The organism is bacterium (assembly GCA_024742285.1).
In the GTDB taxonomy this organism is placed as follows: Bacteria; Myxococcota_A; UBA9160; order UBA9160; family UBA4427; genus UBA4427.
Genome location: JANSYR010000002.1, coordinates 426,981 through 441,467 on the forward strand (window position 1 = coordinate 426,981; position 14,487 = coordinate 441,467).

Here is a 14,487-nt window from a genome sequence, read left to right on the forward strand (position 1 = left end):
GGAGCGCGTGGGCGGACGAAGGAGACTCGTCGTGTGCGCTCCGATCTCGACTGAGTGACCGCTCGCAGCGAGAAGGGGACGGGGTGGGATTGCACCAATCGATCGAGGGTGGCCACTGCCCACACTCGAGAGCAAGTGCGTGGCAGTCGACCCGCATCGAACCGATCCGTTCCGACTCGCCAGCGACGTTCCGACGGGTGTCGGAATCGTACGCCTGAGCCCTAGACGGATCGGATGGCGCCGCAGGCACCTTTAGGGTGGAGTCGGCGAAAGGGCGCGCGCGAGAGGCGGCCGGAGCGGGCGAGAGACCGCGGCGAATTCATGTCGCCGCGGTCCCTCGGGAGGCTCCGATCAGGGGCAGATGCAGCTGCCGTTGTATTCGACGTGGCGCGCGCCGGGGCCGCACACCGGGTTGCCGAGCATTCCGCCGCCGTTCGTGTCGATCCACACGACCCGCTGACCCGTGAAGATCACGTCACCCGGGAAGGTCGCGTTGTTGTGGTAGACCTGATCGCTGTTGTGGACCTCGACGTCCGGGAGCGTCGGGAAGGCCCACGCGGCGGGCACGAAGTCGGCGGTGATGCAGGTCGTCTGGCCCGACATCGACTGCAGTCCGTGGCGCATGCGCGTCGGGTTCGGGATCTGCGTGGAGTCTGCGTATCCACAGGCCCTGAACGGCGCGCCGGCGACCGGCGTGAGCGCCAGGTTCGGCTGGACCGAGCAGGCTCCGCCGGACGGCGGCGGGGTGGGCTCCGGTTCGGGCTCGGGCTCCGGTTCGGGCTCGGGTTCCGGCTCGGGCTCGGGTTCCGGCTCGGGCTCGGGTTCCGGCTCGGGCTCGGGTTCCGGTTCAGGCTCGGGTTCCGGCTCCGGCTCCGGCTCCGGCTCCGGCTCCGGTTCCGGCTCGGGTTCAGGTTCCGGCTCGGGCTCCGGCTCGGGTTCCGGCTCAGGCGGGGGTGCCGGTGCGGCGGCGAGCAGGACCGGCGCCGGATAGGCGACCGGCGCACCTCCGCTGCCACAGCTCGCTTCGGCGCTGCCACGCTCGAAGGCGCCGACGTCGACGGTCCCCTGGCGACACGACTCGTCCCAGTCGGCGATCAGCGCGTTCGCGAACCTGTCCGAAACGACGAGTCCGCGATTCGCTGCCTGCGCGTCGCCGACGGCGAGCGCGAATTCGGCTCCGGTGCTCTCGAAGCGGGGGCCGGGGGCGGCGCCGAAGGCGAACGGGCTCGAGCCGGCGTTCACGTTGCCGCCGCTCTGCCAGTTGCCGCTCGCCTGGACGTAGCCACCGCTGTGGTTCGGCGCGTAGACCAGGTTGTTGTAGCAACGGTGCCCGCTGCCGACCTGGGCGCTGCACAGGGTCACGCCCGTCGCCGAGGGCTCGCTCGAGAAGATCGTGTTGTTGAAGCAGTGCACGTTGTCGTAGGAGCCGCCTCCGCGCGGCTCGTTCGGCACGTTGCAGAGCACGGCATCGAGGTTCGGCGAGTCCTGCCCACGCAGATCCACCGTGTTGTTCCGGACGGTGACTTCACCCGCCTGGATCGTCACCAGGCCGAAGTGCGGCGTCTCGATGGAGGGCCGGTCGTATCGCATGTGGTTGCTCTCGACGATGATGTTCTCCATCGACGAGAAGCCGTTCGGACCCTCGTTGTGACAGCCCGCGTCCCGACAGAAGCGGAGGAAGGGCGCGAACGAGTTGCCGTGGCTCACGAAGAGATTGCGGCGGAGGACGGCCCAGCCGCTCGCCGTCGTCTCCGGGTCCGTTCCGCGAATCTGGATCGCGTTGCGCATGGACTGGAGACCCGGTCGGCGCCACTCGCTGTCGGAGAGCAGGACGTTCCGCGCGCCCATGAAGCGCATGTTGAACTCGGCCTTCTCGTGATTGTCGATCAGCGAGTTCATCACGACCAGGCGATCGCCCGCCCAGAACATGTTCGAGCCGGTCTCGTCGCCGTCGGGGCTCATCTCGAGGTCCGACCCCCAGACGGCCAGTCGACTGGCCGGCGTACCGGCGATTTTGACCGTGCTGCCCGAGGCCTCGGTCACACGCACCCGGTGGACGACGAGTCCGTTGGATCCGGCGACGTTGAACGCCGCCTCGAAGCCGCTCTCGGTGCCGGGGCCCTGCATCGACAGGCCGGAAACGGTCCAGCCCGAGGTGCCCGCGAAGCCGCCGAGCCGGTTGCCGGCGTAGTCCACCAGCGGGCGATCGCTACAGGTGTTGCCCGCGTCGTCCCGCGCGCTGACCAGGCCCGCGCCGCTGCCCCGGGCGAGGGTCACCGCGGAATCCATCGTCCAGGACTCGCCGCAGGCCAGAACCACCCAGACCTTGCGCTCGTCCGCGCGCGGCGTCGCCGTGAGCGCGCTGTTCAGGCTTCCCTGATTGCCGAGCCGGGTCGCGCCGGCCGGGCACCAGGCGCCGAAGCTGCTGCCGCGGCTCAGGCAGTAGGTGCTCCCGGCGAAATGCGTGAGCGGGTCGACGACCGTGACGTTGCGCGTGGTCGACGAGAACTCGCCATCGGGGTCGGTGACCTCGAGGCTGATCGTGTAGCTCCCGGGCGTCTCGTACATGTGGCCCGCGATCGGGCCGCGTGTGGTGTTGGCCGGCCGACCGGTGCGCAAGAGGCCGCTGCCGGCGTCACCGAAGTCCCACCGGTAGTCGAGCTCGTGGAACTCGCGCACCGACTCGGCATCCGAGGTCCCCTGGGCATCCACGAAGACGAAGCAGGGCGCGACGCATTCCTGGCCGTTCGCATCGTCGCCGACGCCGAAGGCGTTCGTCGTGAACGTCGCCTGCGGCGGTGCCGCGCTGGCCACCATGGGCACGAGCAACGCTCCGAGGAATGCGAGGAGAGCCCTCGTCGATCGGCCCGTCGTCCGATGGTGGGACATGTCACGTTCTCCTGGTGCATCCGCGACGGTCCGTCGGGGATGTTGCGGTGTCGATCGGGGCCGCTCGGCGGCAGGTGGCCGCGACTCCCGGGCAGCGTCGAGTTCGTCTTCGATCGGGTCGGCCAGCCCCTTGCCGGCGTTCCCCTGCGATTGTGGGTCACCTGAGGCGGGCAGCGTCCGATAGGAAGGGGCGGTGCCAGCCCGATTCATCGGGAGTGATATCGACGCGCGCGCGGCTTTTCGCGGTGACGAGAGTCACCGCGGTCGAACTCGCGAGATCGCCGTACGAGATCGATTCGTGGGGTTTGGGCATCATTTCGAGAGTCGGGGCGAGGTTCGCACGCCCGGGATATGGTTTCGGCGGTTCGCCGCCAGGGGGCAGCGCGTCCCGGGGCGACGGGACACGCGCAGGGCAGGAGAGGGAGCACTTGCGACTCGAGCGACTCGCCTGCTTTGGGAGCGAGCCGGCCTGGATTCTCGTCTCGGTCGCGCTGGCCGCCGGAGCGGTCTGGATGACGATGCAGCGTCACCAGGGCTTCTTCGTGCGATGCCTGCCCGGGAGTGACTTCTACGTCCTCGCCGAGACGCCGCGCGTCGCCGGGGTCACCTTCGAGTCCGACGGCCGGCTGACGATCGAGCTCGCCGGCGTGGCGGAGGCGGGTTGGCGCGTGCACGCCGCGGCGGGCGCTGCCCGCGTGCTGAACGGCGCCTCGCCGACGATCCAGCTTCGCCCGGGCGTCGAAGGCAGCCGTCTGTCGGGGGTGTCGACCGGCCGCGTGCTCGACGTCCGAACGCAGTGGGCCCCTGGGCAACCCGCTCCGCTCGTGACGTTCCCGTCGATGCCGGTCGCCGCCGCGCCGCGCTTCTCCCGCTCGGATTTCGTTCTCTCGTCCGAGCGCCACGCGCCGGCCGACGTGTCCGAAGCCCGCGCCCTCCTGGCTCCGCTCTCGCTCGACTCGCTCGCGAGCGATCGGGCGCGCGTCGAGCGCCTCGCCGCTTTCCTCCACCAGCAGCTCGAGCCCCATCGCGGCGCGCCGACCCCCCGGATGGCGCGGTTGAACGGCCTCGAGCAGTACCGCGAGGCGCTCGCTGGCCGCTCCGAGGTCTACTGTGCGAATCACGCCGAGATCTTCGCGTTCATGGCGAACGTCGCCGGCTTGCCGACCCGTCTGGTCGACGTTACCGGTGAGCTGGGGGACGTGGCCGTCGGCGCGCACTCGTTCGTGGAGACCTTCGTGGCCGAGGAGGAGCGATGGATCTACGTCGACCTCCAACTCGGGGTCGCGGGGGTGCGGGCGGCCGACGAGCACATGCTCGCGGCCGACGAGCTGCTCGACCGGATCCGGCGGCGCGCGACCGCGGATCTCACCCTTCGGCGCATTGCCGCGGGAGAGGTCGAGGACGTGCCCTGGGCGCGTCGCGCGGGCGCGATGGAGACGTTTCTCAACCCCGCCGCGTCGCTGGTCTACTTGAGGGCTTCGCTCGATCGCTTCGCGCCGCTCGAGCGTCTCTGGCGGCTGGTCGTCCGGCCGCAGCCGGCGATCTGCGAAGGGGCGGTACCCGATCGGACCGCGCTTCGACTCTGGGTGACCTGGCTGTCGGTGGCCGGCTTTGCGCTCTGGGGCGGAGCCCGCCTGCGACACGCGATCCGCGGCACGCGATCGGATGCTGGCGAAGGAGAGGGGAGGCCTGCCTCGTGAAGATTCTCGCGGTCGCGAGCGGCGGCGGTCACTGGATCGAGCTGCTGCGCCTTCGGCCCGCCTTCGGCGACCACAGCGTCCACTACGTGACGGTGCAGGAAGAGTATCGCGAAGACGTGCGCGGCTCGGGCTTCAGCGTGGTGCGCGACGCGACGCAGTGGCAGCGCGTGGCCCTCGTGATCCAGGCGCTCCAGATCGTGTGGGTCGTCCTGCGCGTTCGTCCCGACGTCGTGATCTCCACCGGCGCCGCGCCGGGATTCTTCGCCCTGCGACTCGGTCGTCTCCTGGGCGCGCGCACGATCTGGCTCGATAGTCTGGCGAACGTCGACGTGCTCTCCCGCTCGGGCCAGATGGCCGGGGCGCACGCGGACCTCTGGCTGACGCAATGGCCCGAACTGGCCGCCGAGTCGGGACCGGTCTACCACGGAAAGGTCATATGATCTTCGTCACCGTCGGCCACCAGATGCCGTTCGATCGGATGCTGCAACTGATCGATCGCTGGAGCATCGATCACGGGCGGGACGATCTCTTCGCGCAGGTGGGCGAGTCCACGTTTCGCTCGGCCCAGTTCGAGTGTCGACCCTGGCTGTCCCCCGACGAGTACCGGGAGCGACTCGAGGGCGCGAGTGCGATCATCTCCCATGCCGGCACCGGCACGATCATCCAGGGACTGTTGCTCGGTAAACCCATGCTCGTGCTGCCCCGACTCGCGAAGAACGACGAGACGCGAAACGACCACCAGGTCGGCACGGCGCGCTACTTCGAGTCGCGAGGGCTGCTGATGGCGGCGTACGACGACGTTGGTTTCGCCGCGGCGCTCGAGGACTTCGAGTCGTTCCGTCCTCGGGAGGAGCTCGGCGACTACGCGTCGGACAGTCTGATCGAGAAGATCTCCAGCTTCATCTCGGCCGAGCCGCGTCCGAAAGACTAGAGCGCGCCGCGACTGCGGCGCGCTGTTGAGGGAGTGAGTATGTCGGAAGAAGGGGACGCGCCGGAGGCGGGTGCGCTCGAGATCGAGGACATTCTGGATCGGCTTCGATGCCCGAAGACCGGAACGGCGCTCCGACGAGACGGCGACTTCCTTCGCAGCGCCGGAGGGGCCTCCGGAGACGCGGCGTCCTATCCGATCGTCGATGGGGTGCCGGATCTCCGTACGCCACCGGAGCGATTGACCGTCGATCTGCCCTGGTACGAGCCGTGGGCCGACCTCGAGACGCTGAGCCTCGAGCCGCCGCCCGCGCACTCGGCGCCGGATCTTCCTTATCACCTGGACGCGCAGCTGGCTTCGGTGCCGGGAGACGAAGGCGATGGCCGCTGGATCCTCGAGGTCGGCTGTGGGCAGCGTCAATGCGAGGCCTACTTCGCGCGGCGGGGCTTCAACTACGTCGGAACCGACGTCGACCATCGCGGTCGCGGGCCGCATCTCCTGTCGGACGCACACAATCTGCCCTTCGATTCCGGCTCCTTCGATCTCTACACGTCGATGGCGGTCTACGAACACCTCGTCTCGCCGCTCCAGGCGGCGCTCGAAGCCCATCGCATCCTTCGACCGGGTGGTGTCTTCTTCGGCACGGCGGCGTTCGTCTACGGGTTTCACGACCTCGCGAGCTTCCACCACATGACCCATGGCGGCTTGCTCTGGACGTTCCACATGGCGGGCTTCGAGGTCGAGCGGATCTGGCCCGACTGGCTCTACACCGAGTCGATCCCCGAGATGGCCTTCGGAGAGGGGCCGGGGACGCCGTGGCGGATGACCGCAAGTGCGCTGCTCCGGGTCCTCGACTGGACCTTCGTGACCGCTTCGCGCGCGATGCGGCCGCTGGCGGGGAAGCCGCCGCTGGACCTCGCCGCGCGTCGTGCGGAGCGGGCGGGCTCGCTGTCGTTCATCGCACGCAAGCGAGTCGACTGAGCCGCGCGCGGTCGCCGACGCCCCCCGCTTGCGAGGCGCCGACTAGTCTTCGCGCGTGAGGCGCCGCCGCCAGCGCTCGAACCAGACCATCGCGCCGACGCCGAAGGCCTGGAGCGACCAGGCCGAGGGCTCGGGGACCGGGAACTCCTGGCGCACGATCGTCTTGTCCGCGTCGGGGACGACGACGTCGAGCACCGGCGAGTAGGTGAAGGCTTCGATCTCGTCGGGCTGCCCCGGCTCGAAGTAGAAGCGGATCAGCGTGAGGTAGGCGCCGCCCGGAGACGGCGTGCGCGACCAGTCGCTCACCGTCCGCAGGATCTTCTGTCCCTCGAACTCGTCGATGAACTTCATGTCCTGGACGATGTGGCCCTGTGCGCCGAGGAAGAGCTGGGGGGCGACGGTGGGCGCCTCGCGCACGATCTCGTGGTAGACCTGCGAGTACTGCATCATGTCGTGGATCAGCAGGATGCCCGGCACGTTCGGGTACTGCCCGAAGACGTCGATCGCCCAGTCGATCTGCTGCTGGCTCGTGCCGAAGCCGCCCTCGTAGGACGGCCCCACGACGAGCACCGGCCGATCGCCGATGCGGAAGCGCCAGGCGTGGCCATCCTGGTTCTCGTGCGGGTAGGTCTCGAGGTGCTCGTAGTAGCGGTCGGAACCGGCGAACGCCGTCTCGAGCGCCTCCATGTTCGCTTCGCTGTAGTAGTAGTTGAAGCCCCGGACATCGAGCTCGGTAGAGGGGTCGACCCCCACGTTGTCGTGGTTGCCGCGCACGATCGCCGTCGGGATGCCCAACCAACCGACCGCCGGGTCGGGGTCGAAGCGGGACCACTGGTCGACGAAGCGCTCCCATTCGGGCGGCGTGTATGTCGTCGGGAACGAACACGAGATGCAGTCGGTCCCGCCGCCGCCGGCCGGTGCGGCGTAGCAGCCGGCCGGAGCCGGGGAGCAGATGGGCTGGCTCAGGCAGTAGCCCATGCTGACGGCGGGCTGACCGCTGCAGCTCGGCGGGACGGGAAGGAAGCTGCCGAGGTTGACGATGTCGCCCACGTGCATGACGAGATCGATGTTCTCGGTGTGCTTGTTCGCGATCACCCAGTTGACCATCGCCGAGAAATCGGAGTACTGGTCGGGGTCGCCGTTGATGGCGGTCTGGGTGTCGCCGAAGATCACGACCGTGCGGTAGTCCGCCTGGGCTCGGGCGCTCTCGGGCGCGAGTCCCATGACGACGAGCGACGCTGCCAGGGCGCACCACGCGATGGCCCTTCGATCCATGATCATTCCCTCATCCCCCCGAATCCGAGTGCCCCACATGATTCGGTGACCCCAGGATTTCGCCCGTGATCGGCCTCACGAATTTGCATCTTGAGTCGATCCCGACCGGAGGCGCGGGAGATAATCCGCAGGCCGCGCAGCGCGACGACCGAAGAGAAGACCGGTCTCGGCGGCGGCACGGGCCGAGTGGGGTATTCACGCCACACGGGGTTCTCGGGAGTGATACGTTCCGAGCGCCAATGGGACCTTGGAGGGGGAGAGATTGAGCGGCGAAGGCGATTCCCGACTCGGCGACGTGGCGCGCTGGCTCTCGCGCGTTCTCGGCGCCGCGCTCGTGTTGTGGGCGATCTCGGACGACCCGCTCATCGGTGGAAGGCCGGGCTTCGGTCTGGCCCAGGGCGTCGTCGCCGCCATCGGCGTCTTCGTCGTCGCCTCGAGCTTCGCGTCCGCCGGATGGAATGCGCGGATCCTCGCGCTGGTGCTCTCGAGTGCGTTCGTGCTGAGCTTCGGCGAGATCGCGGTCCGCGTGCTCTACTCGGCACGCTACCAGCGGCCCTATCATCTCGACGAGGCGCTGCTCTACCGGCTCACCCCGGGTGCGGTGCACGACTTCCAGCACGAGGCGACCAACGGCGGCGAGCGGATCCGGTATCGCGTCAACAGCGATGGGTTCCGTGGGGAGGAGCTGGAAGCCGACCCCCGGCTTCGTGTGGCCGTCTTCGGCGATTCCTTCGTCCAGGGGGCGTTCTCTGCGCTGGAAGACACCTTCGCCGAGCGGCTGGAGGACGAGCTCTCGGCGCGACTGGGCGACGGTGTGGAAGTCGTGAACGCGGGCGTTGCGGGCTACGGCCCGGGTCAGACGCTGCGGAAGATGGAAGGCGACGTGGCCCTGCTCGATCCGGATCTGATCCTGATCGCGATCTTCGCGGGCAACGATTTCGGCGACACGATCCGCAACAAGCTCTATCGCCTCGACGACGCGGGGCGTCTGCTCGAGACGGACTTCACGATCGGGCCGGAGCAGCGACGTGGTTTCACGCTTCGCCGTCGCGAACTGATCCTGAAGCGCGTCGTGCGAGACGCCGTGCGCGCACTCCTTCCCAGGCTCGGAGTGGGAGGAGATGAAACCGATGCGATGGTGGCGATGACGCCGCGGGAGCGGATGGATCGCTTCCTGGAAGATCGCGCGCGTGAGTTCGACGAGTACATCGTCCGCGGCGACCACGTGGTGCACGCGCTCGCCGAAGACACCTACGACGCGGACGTCAGCCTCACTCCGGACAGCGCCTCCGCCCGCTACAAGGTCCGATTGATGGACGAGGTCCTCGGGCGAATGCAGTCGATCGCCGCCGAGCGCGGCGTGCCGATCGTCCTGATACCCATCCCCCACCCGATCGACGTCGGAGGCCACCCGACCGGGGAGGTCGATCGCGATCGGTATCCGTACTATCGACCCCGCGCCCTGGTCGGGATCCTCGAACGGATCGCCGATCGCCGCGGGATGCCCTTCGTCGAGCTCTTCGAGGGCTATCGGGCGCTCGGTTCGGAAGAGGTGTACTTCGGCGGCTTCGACGACCACTGGAACGACCGCGGCCAGCGACTGGCGGCGGAGTGGGTCGCCGACTTCCTGATGGAAAGAGAGCTCGTGTCGGCCGCCCGCGCCGACGCCGACGCCGTCGCGGAGCGGCCCTAGTCGATGGCGGGTGGACACGCCGATCCGAGCCAGCTCGATCCCGACGCGATCGAGTGGGATGCCGTGGTGATCGGAACCGGAGTCGGGGGGGCGACCCTCGGCTACGAGCTGGCGCGTCGCGGCCGGCGCGTCCTCTTCGTCGAGAAGGGGCGCTACCTCCAGAAGGATCCGGAAGCGGAGCAGGGCGAGCTCGGTGAGCTCAGCGTCGACCCGGACGAGCGACTGCGTCGTGGCTGGTGGCCCCATCCGATCAGCGGCCGCACCGATGTGGAGGGCCGAGCGCCGGGCACCGGTTGGGCGCCCGTCCGACACCTCCTCGACGACGGGGAAGCGGACTTCTTCGCGCCCCTGGGCTGCGGGACGGGGGGATCGTCGGTCCTCTACGGAGCGACGCTCGAGCGCTTCCATCCGCGGGACTTCCGTCCGCGGGAGAATTTTCCGGAGGTAGCGGAGACGACGCTGCCCGAGGCGTGGCCGGTGGGATGGAACACGTTCGCGCCGCTCTACGAGGAAGTCGAACGGCTCTACGAGGTGCACGGGACGCCCGATCCGTTGAGCGACGGCGAGGCGCCGCTTCCGGAGCCGCCGCCGATGAACGAACAGGACCGCTCGATTCACGCGCTCTTCGAGCAGAACGGCCTCCACCCCTATCGCAGCCACATCGGCTGCGCCTTCAAGCCCGGATGCGACGGCTGCGGGGGACGACTCTGCGTGCGGGCGTGCAAAGGGGATTCCGGGCGGGTTTGTCTGGTTCCGGCGGTCGAGACGCACGGCGCCACGCTGCTCTCCGGGTGCGAGGTCACGCGGCTCGTCGCGGATCGTACGGCGGTGCGCGAAGTGCACGGACGCTGGCAGGGGCGCGACGTCCGGCTCCGCGCCAAGGTCGTCGTTCTCGCGGCCGGCGCGCTGATGTCGCCGGTTCTGCTGATGAACTCGAAGAGCGAGGCGTGGCCCGAAGGCGTCGCGAACGGGTCGGGCTGGGTCGGTCGGAACCTGATGCTCCACGCGGGCGACATGGTCGCGATCCGGCCGAAGGGTCGCGCCGAGGGCGGCGGCTTCACCAAGACGATCTCGATCAACGACTTCTATTTCGCGGGGGGCCGCAAGCTGGGCAACTTCCAGTCCCTCGGCGTTCGGGTCGACACGGGGGCCGTCTTCTCCCACGTGCGCACCACCCTCGACAAGGGCCCCGCCTGGCTGCGCCGGATCGTGCCCTCGATCGTCGCGCGACTGATCGCTCGGGTCGGGGCGATCTTCTTCCGGAACGCGGTCGTGTTCTCCGCGATCCTCGAAGACCTGCCCTACCTCCACAATCGCGTGATGCCCGACGCGAGTCAGCCGAGCGGCATCCGCTACGAGTACACCTATCCCGACGAGCTGATGGAGCGGAACACGCTCTTTCGTCGCAGTCTGATCCGGGCCCTCGGTCGTCGTCGGGTCACGGTGTTGAGTCGGCCGGTGAACCTGAACTTCGGGCACGTCTGCGGGACGTGTCGCTTCGGTGACGATCCTCGCACGAGCGTGCTCGATTCGACGAATCGCGCGCACGAGGTCGAGAATCTCTACGTGGTCGATGCGTCGTTCTTTCCGTCCAGTGGCGGTGTGAACCCGAGCCTGACGATCGCGGCGAACGCGCTTCGCGTCGCGCGCATCATCGACGGGCGGTTGGGCGACGCCGGCGCGAACGCCGGCGCGGAGGAGGTCTGAACATGCAGTTCGAAGGACGCACGGTGGTCGTGACCGGAGCGGGCAGGGGCGTCGGTCGCAGTCTGGCCATCGGCTTCAGTCGGGACGGCGCCCGGGTCGTGGGGCTCGGCCGTACGGCCGCCGACCTCGAAGAGACGGCGGGGCAGTGTGACGGGCGCATGCAGTTCGTGGTCGGCGACGTGGGGAAGCCCGACGTGATCGAAGCGCTCTTCGGCGAGGCGGAGCGAGAGGGGGGACACGTCGACGTTCTCGTGAACAACGCCGCCGTCTATCCACGCGAGTCGTTTCTCGAGAGCGATCACGCCGATTGGGTCGGGGCCTTCGAGACGAACGTCTTCGGCATGGCCCTCTGTTGCCGGCGGGCCTTGCCCGGGATGCTCGAGCGAGGCTACGGACGCGTCATCAACATGGGGAGCTTCGCCTGGAAGGGACCGATCCCGGGTGCCTCGGCGTACTCCACCTCGAAAGCCGCGGTCTCGGTCCTGACGCGATCGATCGCCATCGAGGTCGACCGGGCTCGCTACCCCGACGTGCTCGTGAACGAGCTGCTGGCGGGCCAGTTCACGACCCGGATGAGCGACGTCGGCGAGCACCCGGATGCGGCCTATCCGCGCGCTCGCGCGGTTGCCGCGCTGCCCGCCGGCGGTCCGCATGGCGAGATCTTCCTGAAGGACGAGGTCTACTCGGAAGGGTCTGGCGGCCTGCGATCGCGGGTGAAGCGCGTGCTGGGCAGGGCGCTCGGGCGCGACTAGGAACGGACTGCGGAGGTCAGCCCGACCTGAACCGGAACTCCCGCAGGAGCCGGAACGCAGCCCAGAGGCCGTAGGGCGCGAGCACGAGCCCGCCGACGACGAGGACGCGAAGCGAATCCGGCAGCGGAAGCCAGTCGCCGCTCGCCTCGATCGCGGCCCAGGTCACGCCCGCCAGCAGCGCGCCGAGGGCGGTGTAGCCGAGCTCGGGCAGAGGGCTCGCGACGCCGATGCGCGCGAGTCGGATCGCGGGCTGGACGAACGCGGCCATGCTGCCGATGCCCATGCCGATCAGCAGGCCCCGGAGTCCGTCGATCTCGAACCCGACCAGGCAGCCCACGGTCGTGCCCGCCAGGCCGAACAGATTCGAGAGGGCCCAGCTCCTCCCGTCGCCGAGCGACAGGAGGCTGATGCAGGCGTGGACCTGCAGGAACGCGAACCAGAATCGGATCAGGGCGAGCTGGGCGATCCACTGCGCGTCCTGGTAGCGCTCGTCGTAGAGGAAGTCGAAGAAGGCCGGCGCCACGATCAGCGCGCCGAGCCCCATCGTCAACGCGGCCGGGAGCGTGACGCGGCGAAGGGAGCGGTACCGATTGCGGAGCGTCTCGGGTCCATCTCGATTCGACTCGGCCACCACGGGGGCGACCACCGAGCTGAGCACGGTATAGGCGACGTCGCGCAGGAGGGACGGGATGATGATGCCCATGCTGTAGACGCCGAGGACCGCCGCCGGGACGAGTCGGCCGAGCAGGGCGATGTCGATCTGCGCCAGCACGAAGGAGAGTCCGCTCGAGGCGAAGACCCACTTGCCGAGCGAGAAGATGTCGTCGACCGACTCCTTCTCCCACTGGAAACGATCGATCGGACCCGGGATCCACACGTGACTCAGGATCGTGATCACCAGCTGGTTGACGAGGCCGCCGATCACGAGCGCCCAGACGCTGGGCTCGACCCAGGCCATCGCGATCATGACCACGATCGACGTGACGCGACCGAGCATCTCGATCGCGACGCGACGCCCCAATTGGAGGCGGCGGGTGAGGACGAGGAACTTGGTCGATTGCACGCCCATCAAGACTGCGGCGAAGGTCGCGACGGGCATGATCGTGAGCAGCTGGGGCTGGCCGTAGAAGTCCGCGACCAGCGGGGTGACGGCGAGGCCCAGGCCCCAGAGCAGGAAGCCGCGCACGACCTGGATCGTGAAGGCCGTGTTCATGAACTCGGGTTGATCGCCGCGCTCGAAGCGCATGATGGCAGCCGGGATCCCGATGTTGGAGAACTGCTCGAGGGCGAAGACGATCAGGTACACGATCGCCATCAACCCGAAGGCTTCCGGGAAGAGCATGCGCGCCAGGACCAGGTTGCCGATCAGGCGTAACACCTGCGCGCCGCCTTGCCCGACCAGGCTGATCAGTGCTCCCTGGCCGGCGCGCGCGCGCAGGCCCGTGGCCTTCTCCGTCACGAAAGGCCCTCCGGTCGCGGCGGATGCACGTCCGGGGCCGCCCCGAGGCGGAGGTTGAAGCGGAGGAAGTCCCGCATGTGGTAGCGGGGCTCGTGGCTCTCGCGGCCCGACAGGGCGAATCGGATCCGGCGAATCAGGCCACCGAGGATGTAGACCGAGTTGGCGATCCAGAGCGTCGCGCGCCCGTGGTTCTTCAGGAAGTAGCGGCGGCGCGACGCGTACCAGTAGGGCGGCGTGCGACGGGACAGGTCCTGGAAGCCGGTCGAGACCGATCCGATGTGCGTCACCGAACTCTCGGGCACGTACGCCGTCGGCCAGCCCGCACGGGCGGCGCGGAGGCAGAAATCCGTTTCCTCGTAGTAGAGGAAATAGCCGTGATCGAGGAGGCCGATCGCGTCGAAGACTTCACGCCGCACGAGCATGCTCGCGCCGGCGAGCCAATCGACGGGGGCGGTCTCGGTCGGGAGCTCCGGTGAGACGATCTTGTGCGCGAGGAGCTTCGACACGAAACCCACGCCGAGGGTCATCTCGAACTCGCTCGCGATCGAATGGAAACGGAAGGCGGTCCGGTGGGTGTCGCCCTCGACGCCGTGGATGTAGCTGCCCGCGATCCCGTAGTCGGGATTCTGGTCGAGAAAGGTGACGAGCCGATCGACCGAGCCGGGATCGGGGAAGGCATCGGAATTCAGCAGGTAGACGTAGTCCGGCGGATCCGGGCGCTCGAGGGCGGGGCCGATGGCGAAGTTGTTGCCCCAGGCGAAGCCACCGTTCCACGGCGAGGCGAGCACCTCGACGCGATCGCCCCAGTCCGCCTCCGCGACACCTCGCTCGAGGATCTCGAGGGACCCGTCGCCCGAGTCGTTGTCGACGATCGCGACGCGGGCGTCCGGATACGCCCCGAGCTCTCCGAGGAGGGTTTCGACCGCGCGCAGGGTCATCTCCGGCGTCTTGTAGTTGACCGTGACCGCGAGCAGCTTCAACGCGTGTCCCCATGTCCGACGGACTCCGGTCCGGCCGGAGTTCATTGCAGGTCGGTCGCAGGCATGAACGGAGAGCCACCTCCGAACGCCACGACCCCAGAGAATGGTGTCCACATCGACTCG

General features: G+C 68.7%; 11 protein-coding genes. 7 read left to right on the forward strand and 4 right to left on the reverse strand.

Going from position 1 to position 14,487, the window contains the following annotated elements:
• Nucleotides 1-351: 351 nt before the first annotated feature.
• A complete protein-coding gene (locus tag NXI30_05735) occupies nucleotides 352-2,889 on the reverse strand; it encodes a PKD domain-containing protein (GenBank protein MCR9093694.1) in 2,538 nt (845 codons plus the stop codon).
• A 428-nt stretch (nucleotides 2,890-3,317) separates the two neighbouring features.
• On the opposite strand from NXI30_05735, the gene NXI30_05740 reads away from it, so the two are divergent.
• The 4 genes from NXI30_05740 to NXI30_05755 are packed head-to-tail and all read left to right on the forward strand — an operon-like array spanning nucleotide 3,318 to nucleotide 6,498.
• The gene (locus tag NXI30_05740; GenBank protein MCR9093695.1) at nucleotides 3,318-4,589 is read left to right on the forward strand and encodes a hypothetical protein; all 1,272 of its coding nucleotides are present in this window, start codon (nucleotides 3,318-3,320) and stop codon (nucleotides 4,587-4,589) included.
• On the forward strand, nucleotides 4,586-5,029 hold the full coding sequence (locus NXI30_05745; GenBank protein MCR9093696.1) for a UDP-N-acetylglucosamine transferase subunit ALG14: 444 nt from the start codon (nucleotides 4,586-4,588) through the stop codon (nucleotides 5,027-5,029). The genes NXI30_05740 and NXI30_05745 overlap by 4 nt, the downstream gene beginning before the upstream one ends.
• Nucleotides 5,026-5,520: a glucuronosyltransferase gene (locus tag NXI30_05750; GenBank protein ID MCR9093697.1), complete on the forward strand. Its 495-nt coding sequence runs from the start codon at nucleotides 5,026-5,028 to the stop codon at nucleotides 5,518-5,520. Before NXI30_05745 ends, NXI30_05750 begins: the two co-directional genes overlap by 4 nt.
• A gap of 39 nt (nucleotides 5,521-5,559) precedes the next feature.
• Nucleotides 5,560-6,498, forward strand: a complete 939-nt coding sequence (locus NXI30_05755; GenBank protein ID MCR9093698.1) for a class I SAM-dependent methyltransferase — start codon at nucleotides 5,560-5,562, stop codon at nucleotides 6,496-6,498.
• A gap of 42 nt (nucleotides 6,499-6,540) precedes the next feature.
• Here NXI30_05755 and NXI30_05760 read toward each other — a convergent pair whose 3' ends face one another.
• Nucleotides 6,541-7,773 carry a metallophosphoesterase gene (locus NXI30_05760; GenBank protein MCR9093699.1) on the reverse strand — a complete coding sequence of 411 codons (1,233 nt, stop codon included), beginning with the start codon at nucleotides 7,771-7,773 and terminating at the stop codon, nucleotides 6,541-6,543.
• Nucleotides 7,774-8,035: 262 nt separating this feature from the next.
• Between NXI30_05760 and NXI30_05765 the strand changes: the two genes are divergently transcribed.
• The 3 genes from NXI30_05765 to NXI30_05775 are packed head-to-tail and all read left to right on the forward strand — an operon-like array spanning nucleotide 8,036 to nucleotide 11,925.
• Nucleotides 8,036-9,466 (forward strand): SGNH/GDSL hydrolase family protein, encoded by a 1,431-nt coding sequence (locus NXI30_05765; GenBank protein ID MCR9093700.1) that lies wholly within the window; start codon nucleotides 8,036-8,038, stop codon nucleotides 9,464-9,466.
• Nucleotides 9,467-9,469: 3 nt separating this feature from the next.
• Nucleotides 9,470-11,173, forward strand: coding sequence for a GMC family oxidoreductase (locus NXI30_05770; GenBank protein ID MCR9093701.1), 1,704 nt, complete (start codon nucleotides 9,470-9,472; stop codon nucleotides 11,171-11,173).
• Nucleotides 11,174-11,175: 2 nt separating this feature from the next.
• Nucleotides 11,176-11,925, forward strand: coding sequence for an SDR family oxidoreductase (locus tag NXI30_05775; GenBank protein MCR9093702.1), 750 nt, complete (start codon nucleotides 11,176-11,178; stop codon nucleotides 11,923-11,925).
• 16 nt (nucleotides 11,926-11,941) lie between these two features.
• Here the strand turns inward: NXI30_05775 and NXI30_05780 are convergent, their stop codons facing one another.
• Both NXI30_05780 and NXI30_05785 read right to left on the reverse strand, forming a co-directional pair.
• Nucleotides 11,942-13,384, reverse strand: a complete 1,443-nt coding sequence (locus NXI30_05780; GenBank protein MCR9093703.1) for an oligosaccharide flippase family protein — start codon at nucleotides 13,382-13,384, stop codon at nucleotides 11,942-11,944.
• Nucleotides 13,381-14,364 carry a glycosyltransferase family 2 protein gene (locus tag NXI30_05785; GenBank protein ID MCR9093704.1) on the reverse strand — a complete coding sequence of 328 codons (984 nt, stop codon included), beginning with the start codon at nucleotides 14,362-14,364 and terminating at the stop codon, nucleotides 13,381-13,383. The genes NXI30_05780 and NXI30_05785 overlap by 4 nt, the downstream gene beginning before the upstream one ends.
• Between the last annotated feature and the right edge of the window lie 123 nt (nucleotides 14,365-14,487).

Excerpts from the sequence above, each read along its gene's own strand:
- NXI30_05750 (MCR9093697.1), top strand. The coding sequence starts at position 5,026 with ATGATCTTCGTCACCGTCGGCCACCAGATGCCGTTCGATCGGATGCTG.
- NXI30_05760 (MCR9093699.1), bottom strand. The coding sequence starts at position 7,773 with ATGGATCGAAGGGCCATCGCGTGGTGCGCCCTGGCAGCGTCGCTCGTC.
- NXI30_05775 (MCR9093702.1), top strand. The coding sequence starts at position 11,176 with ATGCAGTTCGAAGGACGCACGGTGGTCGTGACCGGAGCGGGCAGGGGC.
- NXI30_05770 (MCR9093701.1), top strand. The coding sequence starts at position 9,470 with ATGGCGGGTGGACACGCCGATCCGAGCCAGCTCGATCCCGACGCGATC.
- NXI30_05755 (MCR9093698.1), top strand. The coding sequence starts at position 5,560 with ATGTCGGAAGAAGGGGACGCGCCGGAGGCGGGTGCGCTCGAGATCGAG.
- NXI30_05735 (MCR9093694.1), bottom strand. The coding sequence starts at position 2,889 with ATGTCCCACCATCGGACGACGGGCCGATCGACGAGGGCTCTCCTCGCA.